Source organism: Lacticaseibacillus sp. YLM2-1, from assembly GCF_056583465.1.
In genome coordinates, this window is the sequence record NZ_CM152617.1 from 1,019,166 (window position 1) to 1,036,065 (window position 16,900).

The following is a 16,900-nucleotide window of genomic DNA, read 5'->3' on the forward strand; positions in this document are numbered from 1 at the left end:
AATTAAAATCAGCAAACTATCGCTGCGCCAATGATTATTAGAATTGAGCGTTTGATTTTTCCGCCTTATTAATGCGAATGGCTTTGCGAATTGCCTGAGCAACGCCGTTTTCGCTATTAGTGGCAGTACTGCCCCATGCGAGCTTGGTGATTTCGGGGATGGCGTTCCCCATCGCCATGCCATATTTGGCCATTTTGATCATGCTGGCGTCATTCAAGTTATCGCCGATTGTCATGACCTCATCCATGGTAATACCGCGTTGCTTAGCGAAAGCTTCAACAGCATAACCTTTTTGCGCTTTGATGTTGTTGACCTCAATGTTATTCGCAGAGCTTGAGGTGACACTTAATTTACCGGTGGCTTCAAAAACCTTCGCTGGTGCTTTCAAAATATCGCGTTGCTCGCCAGTAAACGCAATGATTTTCATCACTTGGATAGTAGGGTCGGCTAGCAGTTCTTTATAGTCACTAACGTAATTGATGTTCATGATTTCCAGCCGTGCAGCTGCGAGCGCAACCGCCAGTTTGTAGGTTGTATCTGGGTTGAGATCAACCAATAGATCGGCAACATTTTGAATACGTTTGACGCGGCTGTCCGAGAAGACGCCTTTGTTGGTGATGATTTCAAAATAGATGTCGTCCTTTTGCAAGGTCTCGACAATGAAATCACTTAGGTCACTAGCAATTGGAATCGTGACCACCAATTCGCCAGCCTCATCAAAAACCATGGCGCCGTTGAGTGTAATGAATGCTGGTTTGAGATCTTGGGCGGCAAGTAACGGTGTAGCTTCGGTGACGCCGCGGCCAGTTGCGACCATAAATTCGATACCAGCGGCTTGCGCGTCACGAATGGCTTGGGCGTTTTCGTCCGAAACTTCCATTTTGTCGTTTAAAAGTGTGCCATCCATGTCTGATGCGATAAGTTTGATCATATTTACTGTTCCCTCCGGTTTGTCATGGTGCGGTTACGCCTCCAATTCTAGCATGAAAAAGCGTTTCCCGGTAGCAAACCCGCGGTGATTCTTGTACACTATTTGCGGAGGTGCACGTCTTGAAAACATTAATACATAATGACTGGCAGACGGTGCTGGAACCGGTATTTGAAAGTCCTGAGTATGCTCAACTGCATGCGTTCTTAAAAGAAGAATACGCGACAAAAACGATTTACCCTGAAATGCACCATATTTTTCAGGCATTCGAATGGACACCTTTCCATGATGTGAAGGTGGTCATTCTAGGCCAGGACCCTTACCACAATCCGCGGCAGGCGGTTGGTGCGAGCTTTGCGGTGGCGCCCGGTGTCGCTTTGCCGCCGTCTTTGCAAAACATTTATAAAGAGTTGCAAAGCGATTTAGGCTATCCACCGGTCCATCATGGTTATTTGAAGGCATGGGCGGACCAAGGCGTTCTATTGTTGAATGCCGTTTTGACGGTACAAGCCGGCGAAGCCTATTCCCATCAGAATCATGGCTGGGAAGAGTTGACAGATGCTGCCATTGCTGCCTTGTCTGCACGCGGCGGCGTTGTGTTCATCCTGTGGGGGAACGCGGCCAAAAAAAAGGCGGCCGTGATTGATACGAGCAAGAACGCGATTATTGCATCAGCGCACCCAAGCCCGTTATCTGCATCTCGTGGCTTCTTTGGCAGTCGCCCGTTTTCGCGCACCAATGCGGCACTAGAAAAAATGGGCGAGGCCCCGATTAATTGGCAGTTACCAGAAACGGTGAAGGCGGATTAACCTGAATTGACTAGCCTTAAGTGGCTCAGACACACTGTTTTTCCATTGTCTTCGACTAGTCACGACCCGATAAAAACGGTATGATGAACAAGAATAAAGCGCTTTTATGGAGGGATAAGATTTGGACCTATTTGAAAGTTTAAAAGACAAGATTAATGGCAAAAATTTACGGATTGTATTTCCGGAGGGCGAAGATCCGCGCGTTTTGGGCGCAGCAGTTCGGCTCGCAGCTGACGGGTTGATACAGGCCATCGTGCTAGGTAATCCTGATAAGATTCAGACATTGGCAGCTGCTAAAAGCTGGGATCTCAGCAAGTTGACAGTTCGCGATCCAGCCAACGATGACATTCACGCTAAAATGGTTGCGGCCTTCGTTGAGCGTCGCAAAGGCAAGGCAACCCCAGAACAGGCCGAAAAAATTGTTCAGGATGCCAATTATTTTGGTACGATGCTGGTTTACATGAAGGAAGCAGACGGTATGGTTTCAGGCGCAGTTCATTCAACGGCTGACACAGTCCGGCCTGCTTTGCAAATTATCAAGACGCGTCCTGGCGTGCATTTGGTCAGTGGTGCGTTCATTATGCAGCGTGGCCGTGACGAACGCTACTTATTCGCGGATAACGCCATCAACATTGATCCAGATGCTGATCAGCTGGCTGAAATTGCGGTTGAGTCAGCTAAAACCGCTGCCTTGTTTGATATCGAACCACCGCGCGTCGCCTTGCTGTCATTCTCAACCAAAGGCAGTGCTAAGGGACCGCAAGTAGATAAGGTAGTTGAAGCCACTAAGAAAGCTCATGAACTGGCACCTGATTTGGCCTTAGATGGTGAGTTACAATTTGATGCTGCTTTTGTCCCAAGCGTTGCCAAGCAAAAAGCCCCTGATTCCAAAGTGGCTGGGGAAGCGAATGTTTTCATTTTCCCTGAATTACAATCCGGTAATATTGGTTATAAGATTGCGCAACGATTCGGCGGGTTTGAAGCCATTGGCCCAATTTTGCAAGGTTTGAATCAGCCAGTTTCTGATTTGAGTCGTGGGGCAAATGAAGAGGATGTCTATAAATTGGCCATTATTACAGCGGCCCAGACCTTGCTATGACAAGTTTGAAAAAAGACTTCACTAGTGAGGCAGCCCTGCAATCCTTTGCGGCTTCACTGGGACCGCAGTTGCAAGCGGGAGACGTTTTGCTGCTGGATGGTGACTTGGGTGCTGGTAAAACTAGTTTCACCAAGGGCTTGGCAAAGGGCTTAGGCATCACCGATTACGTCAAAAGTCCAACATTTACAATTGTTCGCGAGTATCGTCATGGCCGATTACCGCTGTATCATATGGATCTGTATCGCTTAGAAGACGGTGGGGCCGAGGATCTCGGTCTTGAAGAGTACTTCGAAGGTGATGGGGTGTCTGTCGTGGAATGGCCGGATTTTTTGGGATTAAGTGAACCAGAGACCTATCTGATGATTCATTTTCAAAAAGATGACAATGAAGATACAACGCGGCATCTCGAATTTGTGCCGTTTGGCCAACACTATGAGAATTTACTCGAAAGCCTATGATAGCAAGCACGCAAAGAACATTTGCGTGCTTTTTTGATTTGGTTTGGTAAAGTGGTGCAGAACAAAGAAAAGGCGGTGCGTTATGAAATTTGGCGAACAGTTGGCCGCTTTGCGGAAGCATCGGACCATGACACAGGAAGACTTAGCTGGGCAATTGATGGTGACCCGCCAGACAATTTCAAGCTGGGAACGAGAAAAGAGTTTTCCTGATCTCACAATGTTACTTCAACTGAGCAAGGTGTTTGACACAAGCTTGGATCAGTTGCTTAAAAGTGACAGCCAATTAGAAGAAAAGCTCAAGAAACAGACGGTGCAGCGTTGGCTTGAACCGATGTACTGGTTTGCTGGCATAAATAGCGTTTTGTTTGCCACGGGACTGCTGATTTTTGCGCTTTTCCGGCAATCAGGTCTATCCATGATTGGGATACTTTTTGGATTAGTTGGATTTATTAATGCTGGTGTATTCTTTGGACTTCAAATGCTTCGTGGTCAACTTGCAGGTCGTTTTGTCGTTGACTTGAAGCAGCGTGAACGGCTTCTATTGGTTGTGTCTGGCCTATTGTTAACCGGCGCTATTGGAACGTTATTGTTGTGGCGTGTTACTGTTGCCGCTTTGTTTGTTGGGCTTTTCGTTGGCGAAGTCACAATCTGGGCAGTTATCCACACTTTTCGAAGACAATGGCGTGCATGAGGGTCACAGAATTTGGTCTGGCTGCTTTCACTAGGACAATAAATCTACTTTTGATAACACGTTATACTTTGATAACCAAAGTATGCATGGTAGACTATTGACAACGTGAGAAAGTGAGCTAATCAAAAGCGTGAGCAGGCACGTTTGAAAGCTGAAATATCGGTCTTAGTGTAATGGCCAGTTGTTGACCACTGTGGCTGAGACTTCTACATAAAGGTTTGAGCATCTGTGAGCGCGTCTTAAGTAAAGGAGTAATGCCATGTTAGAAGTCAAGGATCTTGTCAAGACCTTCGGCACGATGACGGCGGTTGATCGTGAAAGCTTCACCGTTAAACCGGGTGAAATCATGGGGTTGATCGGCCAAAATGGGGCGGGGAAGACGACAACATTTCGGATGATTTTGAATTTTTTGACACCGGATTCTGGTACCATCACTTGGAATGGTCATCCGTTAACAGCTAAAGATTATGACACCATTGGATACTTACCAGAAGAGCGCGGTTTATATCCAAAGATGCGGGTTCAAGATCAAATTATTTATTTTGCGCGATTGCGCGGTATGCGTACGTCAGAAATTAAAGCCAAGATTCCAGAATGGATGGACCGATTTCAGGTTAAAGGCAAGCCTACCGATAAAATCAAAGACTTAAGTAAGGGGAATCAGCAGAAAGTTCAGGTCATTGCCACAATGATTCATATGCCAAAGCTGGTTATTCTAGATGAGCCTTTTTCGGGACTTGATCCGGTTAACTCAAGCCTGTTGATGGCTGGCATTCAGATGCTGAAAGATAATGGCGCTGCGATTATCTATTCCAGTCATGATATGGCTAACGTTGAGGCTGTTTCCGATCATCTGGTGATGCTGAAACAGGGACGGATGGTCTTAAACGGAGCGGTTGGTGAGATTCGCGAAAGTTTTGGTCGGACCAAACTATTCATTGAGTCAGGGTTGACTGCCGATGACTTGCGTGAATTTGACGGGGTAACGAAAATCAAGCAGCATGGTCAAGAATTTGAGTTGACCTTAGCCGATCCGGCAGTTGGTCACCAGATTTTTGCTAAAGCAACGGAAAATGGCTACATACCAGAGTTCCGTCAACAACCACCGACACTTGATGAAATCTTCCGTTTGAAAGCAGGTGAAGCTGATGCATAAGTTTTGGGTGGTTATGAGTCAGGTCTATAAGAAAAATGCCAGAAGTGGTTCATGGATTTTTCTAGTATTGTCACCGCTATTTTTCCTTGCGATTGCTTTTGGGATCGTTTTTTATATTTCCAAAACGCAAGCACCTGCTCAGGTCGCAGTTGTCAGTGACGTTAGCGTTGTGCGCCAAGCATTGAGTAAACAGAGCACTGACGACTTGCAGTTTAAACCATATAGTTCTGCTCAAAAAGCCAATCAAGCGCTGAATAAAGAAGACATCGACGGTATCTTGACGGTGAATGCCAAAGATGACTTCAAGTCGCATTATGTTGCTCGCGATAACGGTCAGACAGTTGAGACTTCAACGCTGGTGGCAGCGCTGAGCGGATTGAAATTGAGCAGCACGGCCGCAGCCATGAAGCTGACACCAGCTCAGGTTAAGGCTTTAACGGCACCGCCGACAGTGACATCGAAAACGGTTGCCATTGAGGATGGCAAGCAGGTAGCCAAATCCAATACGGCACAACTTATGAATCATGGCCTTGCGCTCGTTTCAATGGTTTTGATTCTGATGGTCACCATGGTGTATGGTTCTATTCTGGCACAGGAAATTGCAACTGAAAAAGGCTCGCGAATCATGGAGATCCTTTTGTCCTCTGTCAGTGCCACGACGCAATTCTTTGGCAAGTTGGCGGGTATTTTCGCCTTGTTGCTGACACAACTGGTTATTTACGTGATTGCCGGTGTTATCGGATGGCAATTTTTGAAAAATCAGACAATGGTTGCCGGCTTGTTAAAGCAAGTGGATCTGTCGATACTAGCTTCTGGGACAACCGCCATGATTGCGCTTTTCTTTATCATCGGCACACTCACTTATTCGGTCTTGGCTGCATTAACCGGCTCGCTTGTTTCTAATCAGGAACAAGTCCAGCAAGCTGTTATGCCAATTACCATGCTGGGGATGATCGGCTACTTCATTACAATCGCCGCCCAAGCCAATGATTCGACGCTGGCACAAGTGACAAGCTACGTGCCTTTCTTGAATGTTTTTGTTATGCCAACGCAGATGTCGCTAGGCCGAGCAAGTATGGGTCAGGCATGGGTCAGTGTCGGTATTAGTGTCGTCTTTCTCGCCTTGTTTACTTTCTTTACGGTCGCGGTTTATCGGAATAACGTCTTGGTCTATTCCGGTTCGGGCTTGTGGCAATCAATGAAGACCTCCTTCAGCATTTGGAAGGCTGAACGCGGTGTGGCTAAAAAATAAATATAATTAGGCAAATAGGCAAAGTAAAAAGGCGATTCCTCAGCGGAGTCGCCTTTTTGCATGGCAGATGTATTCAGCAGTTAATGAGCGCGCAGTCGGGTCAAACGTTGAGCGGTTGCCAGTCGTACCTGAATCAACCCGCTTTTGAAAGCTTCATCATGCTTTTAATCCGGGCTTCGCCAAAGTGCTCATTTTCGGCGATCAAAATTCGTGCGCAGGCATAACTATCCGCCAAGGCATTGTGGTGATGCTCAAGCGGAATGTGCAAGGCGGCACTGACAGTATCTAACCGATGATTCGGCAACTTCGGCAAAAATTGTCGCGAGGTTTTAACCGTGTCAATCACTTGATAGCGCGGTGCCGCAATGCCGTAACGATCCAGTGTCAGTCGCATAACCGAAACATCAAACGGTGCATTGTGAGCGGTCACGATCCGACCTGGCGTATAGAACATTTGAATATGCGGCCAAACTTGATCAAATGTTGGCTGATCTTGAACCATTTCAGGGGTGATGCCATGAATGTGAATGTTTTGGGCATCAAACTGCATCTGCGGATTAATAAGGGTGTAAAAACTGTCAACCACTTTATTTTGCTGGACGACCACGAGCGCCAATGAACACGCTGAGGCTCGCTTGCGATTGGCAGTTTCGAAATCCATGGCGATAAAGTCCATCGTGTTTTCTCCTAAATCAAGTCTTTTGTGACAAGTTCAACTGGACAGTGGTCACTGCCCATAATGTCGGTCAGAATTTTTGCATCCTGAATATATGGTTTGAAGTCACGGCTGCTGACAAAGTAGTCAATACGCCAACCAGCGTTATTAGCGCGGGCATGGAATCGATAACTCCACCATGAGTAAGTGACGGTATCTGGATACAAGTTCCGGAATGTATCGATAAAGCCGCTATCTAACTGTTTTGTAAAGTCAGCCCGTTCTTCATCGGTAAAGCCGGCGTTGTGGTGATTGGTCTTGTCATTTTTAAGGTCGATTTCTTGGTGCGCGACATTTAAATCGCCGCAGTAAACGAGCGGCTTTTTGGCCGCGAGTTGGTTCGTGTAGGCAAGAAAATCTTTGTCCCATTGCTGGCGGTAATCCAGCCGCTTCAGTTCACCACCAGAGTTCGGCGTATAAACCGTCATCAAATAGAAGTTTGGATACTCTAAGGTAATGATCCGGCCTTCAGTATCATGTTCAGGAACGCCCATCCCATACGTGACATTGAGCGGTTCATGTTTGGTGAAAATGGCCGTACCAGAATAGCCTTTGCGTTCAGCGTAGTTAAAGTATTGATGATAGCCAGGCAGATCGAGTTCAACTTGGCCTGCCTGCATTTTGGTTTCCTGCAAACAGAACCAGTCGGCGTCTAATTCATTAAAAATAGTCATAAACTCTTTTTTTAAAACAGCTCGTAAGCCATTCACGTTCCAAGAAATTAATTTCATCAAATGATTCACTCCTAACGATGCATTGCGGTTCCATTCTACTAGATTTGACAGATGATTGCGATATGCAGAGCGCGAACAGGCTCCTGCGCCTGAGAGCGCGTTTATGGCAGAGCATAAGCAGGCCCGGTTTCTGGGTCTGCGAACGCGTTTTCTACGAGAAGTCAAAACACAGAAGTATCATTCAATTCAATTTCTAAGACTGACAGTAAAGATCTAGGGAAAGCTCTTCACAGCCTCCCCGTGTTCATAACAGCAATTATCTGCTAAAATAGCTTAGTAGTATTTGTGAAAGGACCTGATGTTGTGGTGGATGCGCCGCGTACGCTTGAAGGAATTACCATGATGCATGATGAACCTTTGAGTCATTATACGTTTACGAAAACCGGGGGACCGGCTGATTTATTGGCGTTTCCCAAAAATGTGGCCGAAGTGCGGGCGTTAGTTGATGACGCTCGTGACCAAGGCTTGCCTTTGACGGTGATTGGAAATGCCAGCAATTTAATTGTCCGGGATGGTGGCATTCGCGGACTGGTGTTGATTTTAACCGAAATGAAAACCATCACGGCCAGTGGCAATCAAGTGACAGCTGAGGCGGGGGCGCGGTTGATTGATACAACCGAAGCAGCTTACCGAGCAGGTTTGACTGGTCTTGAGTTTGCTGCTGGCATTCCTGGCAGTGTTGGCGGCGCTGTTTTCATGAACGCGGGCGCTTACGATGGTGAAGTCTGCAACGTCATCAGCAGTGTTGACGTTTTGACGCGAGAAGGCGAATTAAAGACGTATGATCACCGTGAACTGAAATTCCGTTATCGGCACAGTGTTGTTCAGGATACAGGTGATGTCGTCTTAAGCGCTACCTTTACGCTCAAAGCGGGTGACAAACCAGTCATTCGAGCAAAAATGGATGAGTTGAATGCGCGTCGGGCGGCTAAACAACCACTTGAATATCCTTCTTGCGGGTCGGTCTTTAAACGGCCAAAGGGGCATTTTGTTGGCCCAATGATCCAAAAAGCTGGTCTGCAAGGTCATATTATCGGTGGGGCACAGGTGTCAAAGAAACATGCTGGCTTCATCATCAACCTCGGCGATGCAACCGCAACGGATTACCTAGACATGATTCATCTTATACAAAAAACAGTGAAAGCTAAATTTGATGTTGATCTGGAAACCGAGGTTCGAATTATCGGTGAATCTGGTCAACCAAAATAGACCTTAGAAAGGGGCGACACAATGCATTTAGTCGAAGCCGTTTTGTTTTTGATGGCACTTGTCATCGTCTCAAACGTGCTCAGTCACTACATTGTGGCTGTCCCGGTCTCCTTGATTCAAGTCGCGCTGGGATTAGGCGCGGCTTTGTTTTTTCATTTGGAGATCAATTTAGCGACAGACTGGTTCATGCTGTTGTTCATTGCTCCGCTGCTATTTTATGACGGGCGTAATTTTCCGCGGCGCGAGTTATGGGAACTGCGTGGTCCGATTATCGGAAACGCGATTTTTCTGGTGTTTGTCACGATGCTGGTCGGTGGGTATCTGATTCACTTTTTGATTCCGCCGATGCCGTTGCCCGCAAGTTTTGCCTTGGCAGCGATTCTCAGCCCGACTGATCCGATCGCGGTGCAGAGTCTAGCTAAGCGAGTTCATCTACCAAAAGGTGTGCTGCATTTGGTGAGCGGCGAGAGCTTGATCAACGATGCCAGCGGGCTGATCGGTTTTAAATATGGCATTGCGGCGACCATGACAGGTACATTTGTCCTTGGCAACGCCGTTCGGGATTTCTTTTATGTGGCAATTGTCGGTGCCTTGGCTGGACTGGTGTTAATCAGTTTAATCAACCTAAGTCGCAAATGGCTGCTGCAGCAAGGGATTAACGATGTCATTTTGCATACTATCTTGCAGGTGCTAACACCTTTCTTCATCTATCTCGTGGTGGACGAGTTCATGCATGCGTCGGGTGTCATTGCAGTCGTTGTGGCGGGGTTGCTTAGTAATACTCGCTACAACCGTTACATTGCTGCCTTGCCAGAACTTAGAATTGTTTCGGAACGTACTTGGGACATTATTGTCTATACACTTAACGGGATTATTTTTCTCATTCTCGGCATTGAATTGCCGGTTGCGATGACCGACACGATTGCTGATCATGAGGTCAGCACGTTTCAGGCGCTCGGCTTTGTGGTTGTCGTTTACCTGGGCATTTTAATTGTTCGAACGCTATGGATTTACGGTTACATGCTGCTGGCAAAACGTTCCAAAGAAGGCAAGGCTTCATGGCGAGCAGCTCTTTTGAGTGGTATTTCTGGCGTGCGCGGCGCGATTACATTAGTCGGGGTGCTTGCCGTCCCAGCAGCTTTGAGCAACGGTGATGCATTTCCGGAGCGTAGTTTAATGTTGTTCATCGCGGCTGGTGTGGTGGTGCTAAGTTTAATCGTCGCCATTATCGCTTTGCCGTTAGTTACCCGTTCAGTGGCACCACTGCAAACGCGTGGATCCACGATTGTAACTGACGACAGTGGTGATCAAGATGATGATGACAGCAACGATATTCGTATCATTTCGCTGAGTCAGGCACAAACCTTTGTCTTTCAAATGGCGGTTCGCCGAGTTGAGTCGGAGCGCCGTGAGACGAATCAAAAAGCCGCTTTGGACTTGATTGCGGAATATCAGTACCTGATTCGCCGGTTAGAACTCGCTGAAGATACCGGTGCTGCCATTCCGCCGCTCATTCAGGATGAACTGGATCTGCGAAAAGTCGGGGTTCAAGGTGAGCTATATGCTTTAGACGATCTATGGCGTGACAACAAAATTATGTCCAAAAGTTACGCTAAAGCCCGCAAACAATTGCAACACCGCCTGAATGATCTGGACTCAATGGCCAAACGCTCCGGCCGACCAACTTTCCGCATGTTGTTCGAACGTTCCGCCTTGCGCTTATCGCATTGGTGGTACACCGTGGCCAGCGAGCAAAATCGTTCGCACCGATTCTTCAACGAGCGTTTATTTATTGAAAAAGAAACCGCAAAAGGCGGACTTAAATATTTATCGCAGTTTTTACGACAAAAGGAGAACAAAGCCCACAATTATAACCGCCAAGTTATTTATGCTTTGATTGTCCAATATCGAAATCGAATTGCTTCGGTGAAGGCTTTGAACACGCACAAATCAACTCAATATGAGCAGGAACTCGGGCGCTTGCGAGCTATTGCGTTTGCAGCTGAGCGGGCCGCTATCCACGATCTGACAGAAAAAGGGTATATCACGATGACGATGGCGCAAAAACTGAATCAAAATGTTAATTTCACTGAAAATGCGGCTACCTTAACGTCACTTGAAGAGGTTTAAGGGCCGCTGCGGACAAGTCATGCCTGTTCCAAAAGAGCGTTTGGTTGGGCCGAATCAGTTGGTTTTTACTTTTTAAAACAGACGTTAATTGACAACGGTATCGTCCTTGTCTCGATTGAGACTGGGCCGGTACCGTTTTTTTTTAATGTCCATGACATAGGTATTTGTCGGCATCTTGTGAGGATTCGGCGAAACTTTTTTGACGAATTACAAATCAAATACTTGCGTTGTTGGGTGGCACTCGTATAATAGGCAGAGTTAGTAAACTTAAAGTTTAGTTTAACGAAACCCACAAAGGCGGTGTCTTATGGAGATTGGCAGTCGAATTCGAGACTTGCGAATCCGGAAAAACTTGACCCAAGAAGAGTTAGGCGAGCGAACGGATCTAACAAAGGGCTATATTTCGCAGGTGGAGCATGACCAGAGTTCACCGTCACTTGAGACTTTTTTTGATATTTTGAGTGTTTTGGGTGAATCTCCGGCTGATTTTTTTCGTGAGGAACCAAAAGATTCCTTGGTTTATCACGAGGATGATCAAGTCACATATTTGGATGAAGAAAAAGGGTACCGTTTGAAATGGCTGGTGCCTGAAAGCAATGAAAATGAAATGGAACCGGTCATGATCGATTTTGCCGCGCACGGCATTTTTAAAACGTTCGAGCCTTCACCGGCAGAAACCTTTGTTTACGTTGTTAGTGGTCGTGTCAAATTACTGCTGGGTGAACAAACTTATGTTGCAAAGAAAGGCGAGACAATTTACTTTCACGCAACCAAGCAACATCAATTGGTCAACGCCGCGACGGGTCGTAGTAAGTGCTTGCTAGTCGCGACGGCATCTTATTTATAAGGAGTTGGGGTCATTGAGCAACATTATCGTTGAACTGAAGCATGTTGGTAAGCGGTACGGCGACACGCAGGTGCTGAAGGATATCAACATTGAGATCGAACAAGGCAAGTTTTACACGTTGTTGGGACCATCCGGATCGGGTAAAACAACGATTTTGCGTGCAATTGCGGGGTTTTTGGATGTCTCAGAAGGTGAAGTGCTGTTTGATGGCAAGCGGATCAATGATGTGCCTGCCAACCAGCGCAAGGTTAATACGGTTTTCCAAGACTATGCCCTATTCCCGCACCTAAACGTTTTTGACAATGTTGCATTCGGGTTGCGGTTGCATCGGATGAGCAAGCAGGACATTCAGACAAAGGTCGAAGATGCCTTAAAAATGGTTCGATTACAAGGTTATGCTGATCGGGAAATTTCTGAATTATCCGGTGGTCAACAACAGCGAGTTGCCATTGCTCGAGCGATTGTACTCGAGCCGCAAGTATTGCTGCTAGATGAACCGTTATCAGCACTTGACGCCAAATTGCGTAAGGATATGCAATATGAATTGCGCGAATTGCAGGAACGGTTGGGGATCACTTTCCTATTTGTGACACACGACCAAGAAGAAGCGTTGGCTTTGTCGGACGAAATTTTTGTCATGAACGATGGTGAAGTGCAACAAAGTGGTACGCCAGTTGATATTTATGATGAGCCGGTCAATCATTTTGTGGCGGATTTCATTGGTGAAAGTAACATCATTCAAGGGCACATGATTAAGGACTTTTTAGTTGAGTTCAATGGCAAACGGTTTGAATGTGCCGATGCCGGAATGCGTCCAAATGAACCAGTTGAAGTTGTTTTGCGCCCAGAAGATTTGGACATTACCCCAGCAAATTCAGGCAAGGTCAATGTTGAAGTAGACACCCAACTGTTCCGCGGTGACTACTACGAAATTGTGGGTTACGACGATCTCAAGAATGAATGGTTAATTCACTCAACCAACCCCGCCAAAGACGGCGAAACGGTTGGCTTGACGTTTGATCCTGAGGACATCCATGTCATGCGGCTTAACGAATCTGAAGAAGATTTCGACGCTCGGCTGGAAACCTACGAAGGGGAATAACGTCAGTAAGGATCAGTTGGGGCAGTGTCATCGAAGCGTTTTGACGATTAGATAGACACTGGTCGGCGCTGATCGATTTTCGAACTGAGGAGGGTCATCGTGAAAAAATCCACCACAAACGCCGCATTCTACACACCTTATGTGATGTGGCTGGCATTATTTGTGATCGCACCGATGGTTTTAATCGTTTATCAAAGTTTCTTTAACATCAGCGGTCACTTTACCCTTGCCAATTATCAGACCTATTTTCAATCAGGCACTTATATTATGATGACGATCAATTCCGTCTGGTATGCGTTCCTGATCACGTTAGCAACTTTGTTAATCAGCTATCCAACAGCATATTTGCTGCATTATGCCAAGCATAAACAGTTATGGCTGTTGCTGATTATTCTACCGACTTGGATTAACTTGTTGCTGAAAGCATACGCCTTCATCGGGATCTTCAGTCAGGATGGCGGGGTTAATAGTTTCTTGGGAATGTTTGGCATCGCGCCCCAGCAATTCCTGTTCACGGATTTTAGTTTCATTTTTGTTGCTGCTTATATTGAAATCCCGTTCATGATCTTGCCAATTTTCAATGCAATCGAAGAATTACCGGAAAACCTTGTCAATGCTGCCCAAGATTTAGGGGCCAAAAGCTGGCAGACCTTCACCAAGGTGATCTGGCCGTTGACAATTTCTGGCGTGAAATCCGGGGTTCAAGCTGTTTTCATTCCAAGTTTGAGTTTATTCATGTTGACGCGTCTGATCGGCGGGAACCGGGTCATTACTTTGGGGACAGCCATTGAAGAGCATTTTCTGACAACGATGAACTGGGGCATGGGTTCGACGATCGGGGTTGTCCTGATCGTCGCCATGTTCATCATCATGTTCCTGACCGGCGAACGTAAGAAGAAGGGGGCGCGGCGTCATGAAGCGTAAATTCAAATGGTCCAACCTTTATCTGATCTTCGTCTTCATCTGTTTGTATGTGCCGATCTTTTATTTGGTTATCTACTCGTTTTCAACGGGAGATCGCATGAGCAATTACAGCGGCTTCACATGGAAACATTATGCTGAGCTGTTTGCCGACACCCGGATGATTCAAATTGTTCTGGATACGTTGCTAGTCGCGCTATTATCAAGTTTGATCGCTACGATTATCGGTGCGTTAGGAGCATTAGCAATTGATCGTACTAGTCGACCTGTTGTTAAAAACACGCTCTTATCCCTCAACAACATTCTCATGGTGAGTCCAGATGTCATTATCGGTGCTAGTTTTCTGATCTTCTATACCGCGTTGAAAGTGCCATTGGGTTTCTGGTCCGTCTTGATGAGCCATATTGCCTTTTCTATCCCGATTGTCGTGTTGATGATCTTACCGCGGCTTCAGGAAATGAGCCATTCTTTACTAGATGCTGCTCGTGATTTAGGCGCGTCCAACTATCAAGTTTTAACGCGCGTGATCGTGCCTTATATTACGCCTGGTATTTTTTCCGGCTTTTTCATGGCCTTTACGTATTCACTAGATGATTTTGCCGTGACCTTCTTTGTCACTGGTAATGGTTTTGAAACACTGGCAGTCGAAATATACGCTCGCGCACGACAAGGCATCAGTTTGGAGATCAATGCGTTGTCAGGCGTCATGTTTATCTTTGCTTTACTGCTGGTAGTCGGTTACTACTTCATTCAACAAGCAGGTCAAAATCGGCGAGCCAAACAAAAACACAAGCGAGAAAGCGAGGCGTTGATCAATGAAACGACTCATTAGTATTGCGATTGCCATCTTAGCTGTTTGTCTCGGATTAGCAGTTTGGAGTGAAGGGTTACAAAAATCGCAAGGTGACACGGGTGAAAACACGTTAAACCTTTTCAACTGGGGCGATTACATCGATCCGGCGCTGATCAGCAAGTTTGAAAAACAAACTGGCTATCATGTTAATCAAGAAACCTTTGATTCAAATGAAGCCATGTTCACCAAGATTCAACAAGGTGGTACAAGCTACGATTTGACAGTACCATCTGACTACATGATCGAAAAAATGAAAAAGGCCAATCTGTTGCTACCGCTCGATAAAAGTAAATTACGCGGGATGCAAAACATGGACCCGCGTTTAATCGATAAAGATTTTGATCGCAACAATAAATACAGCATTCCGTATTTCTGGGGAACGCTGGGGATTATTTACAACGATAAGTTTGTCAAAGCCACTGAAGTTCAACACTGGGATCAACTATGGAACCCGAAATTCAAAGATTCAATCATGTTGATTGATTCGGCCCGCGACGTGTTTGCACCAGCGCTCATTTCGATGGGCAAGTCGGTTAATGAAACCAACCCGCAAACTTTAGCGCTCGCCAAGGCAAAACTTGATCAGCTGTCGCCTAATGTGAAAGCTGTTGTTGCTGATGAAATCAAAATGTACATGGCCGAGAACGAGGCTAAGATTGCCGTTGACTGGTCAGGTGAAGCCAGTGAGATGTTGGCCAACAATAAACATCTGCACTATGTTGTCCCGCGCGAAGGCAGCAATCTCTGGTTTGACAACTTGGTCATCCCTAAGACGGCTAAGCATTTTAAGGCCATCTATGCCTTTCTAAACTTCATGATGGAACCCAAAAACGCGGCCCAAAATGCCGAATATGTCGGTTATGCAACACCAAATGCAGCCGCCAAGAAGCTTCTACCAAAGAGTGTGCAAAATGATCGCCAATTTTATCCAGATGATGAAACAATGAAACATTTGGAGATTTATTCTGATCTACCACCAGCTAAGGTTGGGCTTTATAATGATCTTTTCTTGGAATTCAAAATGTATCGCCGATGAGAAGGCTCATCGCTTACAGTCCGCTATGATTAGCTAAAAAAGCTAATTTGCGGGCTTTTTTGGGCGTCACTTTTTCGATTGCTTCGGTAGTCTTAAACGACAAGGATTTAACTGATGATCTCGCAAAAAATAAGCCTTGATAACAAAGAGCGATGAGGGAAAATGGCTTTAAAGATGAGAACGTTTTCTAAAATGCACATCACACTAGCAAAATCTGGTACGCTTATTGCAATGAAAAACATCTGATTGTGTCCCAGCGTCATTAACTGACAAAGGGATAAACGGTTTTGCAGTCGTCTTGGTTACTTGTTTCAGATACGATCACTAAGAGGTGGGCAGCTTGGGAAAGAGAACTTACAAAAATGAAGAGCGCTGGGTAGACGTTGTTTGTTGCCTTAGCCTTTGGTTGGCATCTTTTAGTTTGATGGCAGCCGCTACGGTACTGGATGTCAATCGTCCATTCTTCATTATTATGCTGTCATTAACGGCCTGCGCCATTGGCGAAACGGTGACGTTGGTTAGGAAAAAGCGCTGAGGCGGATGATAAGATTGTTTAATGCTATCACGCGTCACGGTAAAATGGGCCAGTATTAGCTGTGTCTTTTCAGTGATTATTTTTGTGACTAATCAACCAATAACCGACTACGAAAAATACAGTTCCAAGTGTTGCAATTCCTAAAGCATCGAGCAATATGGAAGCGATAAAACCATTCCGAATGGCAAACCATACAACTGCACTGACAAACATCACGCACCATCCTCCAACAAAACTTAGACCAACAACTTTATTTGTTTGCATCAATTTAACCTCCAGTAATAGTTTAAGCTGCCAATGAGAATGCCTTCTATCTTATAGCAAGGATAACATGAAGCTGAAAATGTTGGTTACATTTTTTAACATAGGGGCAGTGATCTTTCAACTTTATGGCGATTTAATGCACGCCACTTCGCACACAATAA

18 protein-coding genes are annotated in these 16,900 nt (G+C 45.9%); 14 read left to right on the forward strand and 4 right to left on the reverse strand.

What is annotated here, in order from left to right; translation table 11 throughout:
• Positions 1-37: 37 nt before the first annotated feature.
• Complete coding sequence (locus tag AC07KQ_RS04915; protein WP_003569675.1) at positions 38-931, reverse strand: Cof-type HAD-IIB family hydrolase; 894 nt, start codon at positions 929-931, stop codon at positions 38-40.
• Positions 932-1,050: 119 nt separating this feature from the next.
• Here AC07KQ_RS04915 and AC07KQ_RS04920 point away from each other — a divergent pair, with 119 nt between their 5' ends.
• From AC07KQ_RS04920 to AC07KQ_RS04945, 6 genes are all read left to right on the forward strand, one after another.
• Positions 1,051-1,737 (forward strand): uracil-DNA glycosylase, encoded by a 687-nt coding sequence (locus AC07KQ_RS04920; protein WP_003564334.1) that lies wholly within the window; start codon positions 1,051-1,053, stop codon positions 1,735-1,737.
• 121 nt (positions 1,738-1,858) lie between these two features.
• Positions 1,859-2,836 carry a phosphate acetyltransferase gene (pta, locus tag AC07KQ_RS04925; protein ID WP_003578382.1) on the forward strand — a complete coding sequence of 326 codons (978 nt, stop codon included), beginning with the start codon at positions 1,859-1,861 and terminating at the stop codon, positions 2,834-2,836.
• A complete protein-coding gene (gene tsaE, locus AC07KQ_RS04930) occupies positions 2,833-3,294 on the forward strand; it encodes a tRNA (adenosine(37)-N6)-threonylcarbamoyltransferase complex ATPase subunit type 1 TsaE (protein WP_003569677.1) in 462 nt (153 codons plus the stop codon). Before pta ends, tsaE begins: the two co-directional genes overlap by 4 nt.
• 82 nt (positions 3,295-3,376) lie before the next feature.
• Positions 3,377-3,985 carry a helix-turn-helix transcriptional regulator gene (locus AC07KQ_RS04935; RefSeq protein WP_003564340.1) on the forward strand — a complete coding sequence of 203 codons (609 nt, stop codon included), beginning with the start codon at positions 3,377-3,379 and terminating at the stop codon, positions 3,983-3,985.
• A 259-nt stretch (positions 3,986-4,244) separates the two neighbouring features.
• A complete protein-coding gene (locus AC07KQ_RS04940) occupies positions 4,245-5,141 on the forward strand; it encodes an ABC transporter ATP-binding protein (protein ID WP_003564343.1) in 897 nt (298 codons plus the stop codon).
• The gene (locus tag AC07KQ_RS04945; protein WP_003564346.1) at positions 5,134-6,393 is read left to right on the forward strand and encodes an ABC transporter permease; all 1,260 of its coding nucleotides are present in this window, start codon (positions 5,134-5,136) and stop codon (positions 6,391-6,393) included. The genes AC07KQ_RS04940 and AC07KQ_RS04945 overlap by 8 nt, the downstream gene beginning before the upstream one ends.
• Before the next feature lie 133 nt (positions 6,394-6,526).
• Here AC07KQ_RS04945 and AC07KQ_RS04950 read toward each other — a convergent pair whose 3' ends face one another.
• The gene (locus AC07KQ_RS04950; protein ID WP_003564348.1) at positions 6,527-7,069 is read right to left on the reverse strand and encodes a 3'-5' exonuclease; all 543 of its coding nucleotides are present in this window, start codon (positions 7,067-7,069) and stop codon (positions 6,527-6,529) included.
• Positions 7,070-7,080: 11 nt separating this feature from the next.
• The gene (locus AC07KQ_RS04955) at positions 7,081-7,839 is read right to left on the reverse strand and encodes an exodeoxyribonuclease III (RefSeq protein WP_003564350.1); all 759 of its coding nucleotides are present in this window, start codon (positions 7,837-7,839) and stop codon (positions 7,081-7,083) included.
• 306 nt (positions 7,840-8,145) lie between these two features.
• Here AC07KQ_RS04955 and murB point away from each other — a divergent pair, with 306 nt between their 5' ends.
• The 8 genes from murB (at position 8,146) to AC07KQ_RS04995 (ending at position 16,475) form a co-directional block, all read left to right on the forward strand.
• The gene (murB, locus tag AC07KQ_RS04960; RefSeq protein WP_003564352.1) at positions 8,146-9,051 is read left to right on the forward strand and encodes a UDP-N-acetylmuramate dehydrogenase; all 906 of its coding nucleotides are present in this window, start codon (positions 8,146-8,148) and stop codon (positions 9,049-9,051) included.
• A gap of 21 nt (positions 9,052-9,072) precedes the next feature.
• Positions 9,073-11,181 (forward strand): cation:proton antiporter, encoded by a 2,109-nt coding sequence (locus AC07KQ_RS04965; protein ID WP_003564354.1) that lies wholly within the window; start codon positions 9,073-9,075, stop codon positions 11,179-11,181.
• A 307-nt stretch (positions 11,182-11,488) separates the two neighbouring features.
• Positions 11,489-12,028 carry a helix-turn-helix domain-containing protein gene (locus tag AC07KQ_RS04970; RefSeq protein WP_003564356.1) on the forward strand — a complete coding sequence of 180 codons (540 nt, stop codon included), beginning with the start codon at positions 11,489-11,491 and terminating at the stop codon, positions 12,026-12,028.
• A gap of 13 nt (positions 12,029-12,041) precedes the next feature.
• Positions 12,042-13,130, forward strand: a complete 1,089-nt coding sequence (locus tag AC07KQ_RS04975; RefSeq protein ID WP_003564358.1) for an ABC transporter ATP-binding protein — start codon at positions 12,042-12,044, stop codon at positions 13,128-13,130.
• Between the two features lie 99 nt (positions 13,131-13,229).
• Positions 13,230-14,054 carry an ABC transporter permease gene (locus AC07KQ_RS04980; protein ID WP_003564360.1) on the forward strand — a complete coding sequence of 275 codons (825 nt, stop codon included), beginning with the start codon at positions 13,230-13,232 and terminating at the stop codon, positions 14,052-14,054.
• Entirely contained in the window at positions 14,044-14,883 is an 840-nt protein-coding gene (locus AC07KQ_RS04985; RefSeq protein WP_274991081.1) for an ABC transporter permease, read from the forward strand. The genes AC07KQ_RS04980 and AC07KQ_RS04985 overlap by 11 nt, the downstream gene beginning before the upstream one ends.
• Positions 14,867-15,940, forward strand: coding sequence for an ABC transporter substrate-binding protein (locus tag AC07KQ_RS04990; protein ID WP_003564364.1), 1,074 nt, complete (start codon positions 14,867-14,869; stop codon positions 15,938-15,940). Before AC07KQ_RS04985 ends, AC07KQ_RS04990 begins: the two co-directional genes overlap by 17 nt.
• A gap of 340 nt (positions 15,941-16,280) precedes the next feature.
• The gene (locus AC07KQ_RS04995) at positions 16,281-16,475 is read left to right on the forward strand and encodes a hypothetical protein (RefSeq protein ID WP_003564368.1); all 195 of its coding nucleotides are present in this window, start codon (positions 16,281-16,283) and stop codon (positions 16,473-16,475) included.
• A 69-nt stretch (positions 16,476-16,544) separates the two neighbouring features.
• Here the strand turns inward: AC07KQ_RS04995 and AC07KQ_RS05000 are convergent, their stop codons facing one another.
• Positions 16,545-16,739: a hypothetical protein gene (locus AC07KQ_RS05000; protein WP_003564370.1), complete on the reverse strand. Its 195-nt coding sequence runs from the start codon at positions 16,737-16,739 to the stop codon at positions 16,545-16,547.
• Positions 16,740-16,900 lie beyond the last annotated feature (161 nt).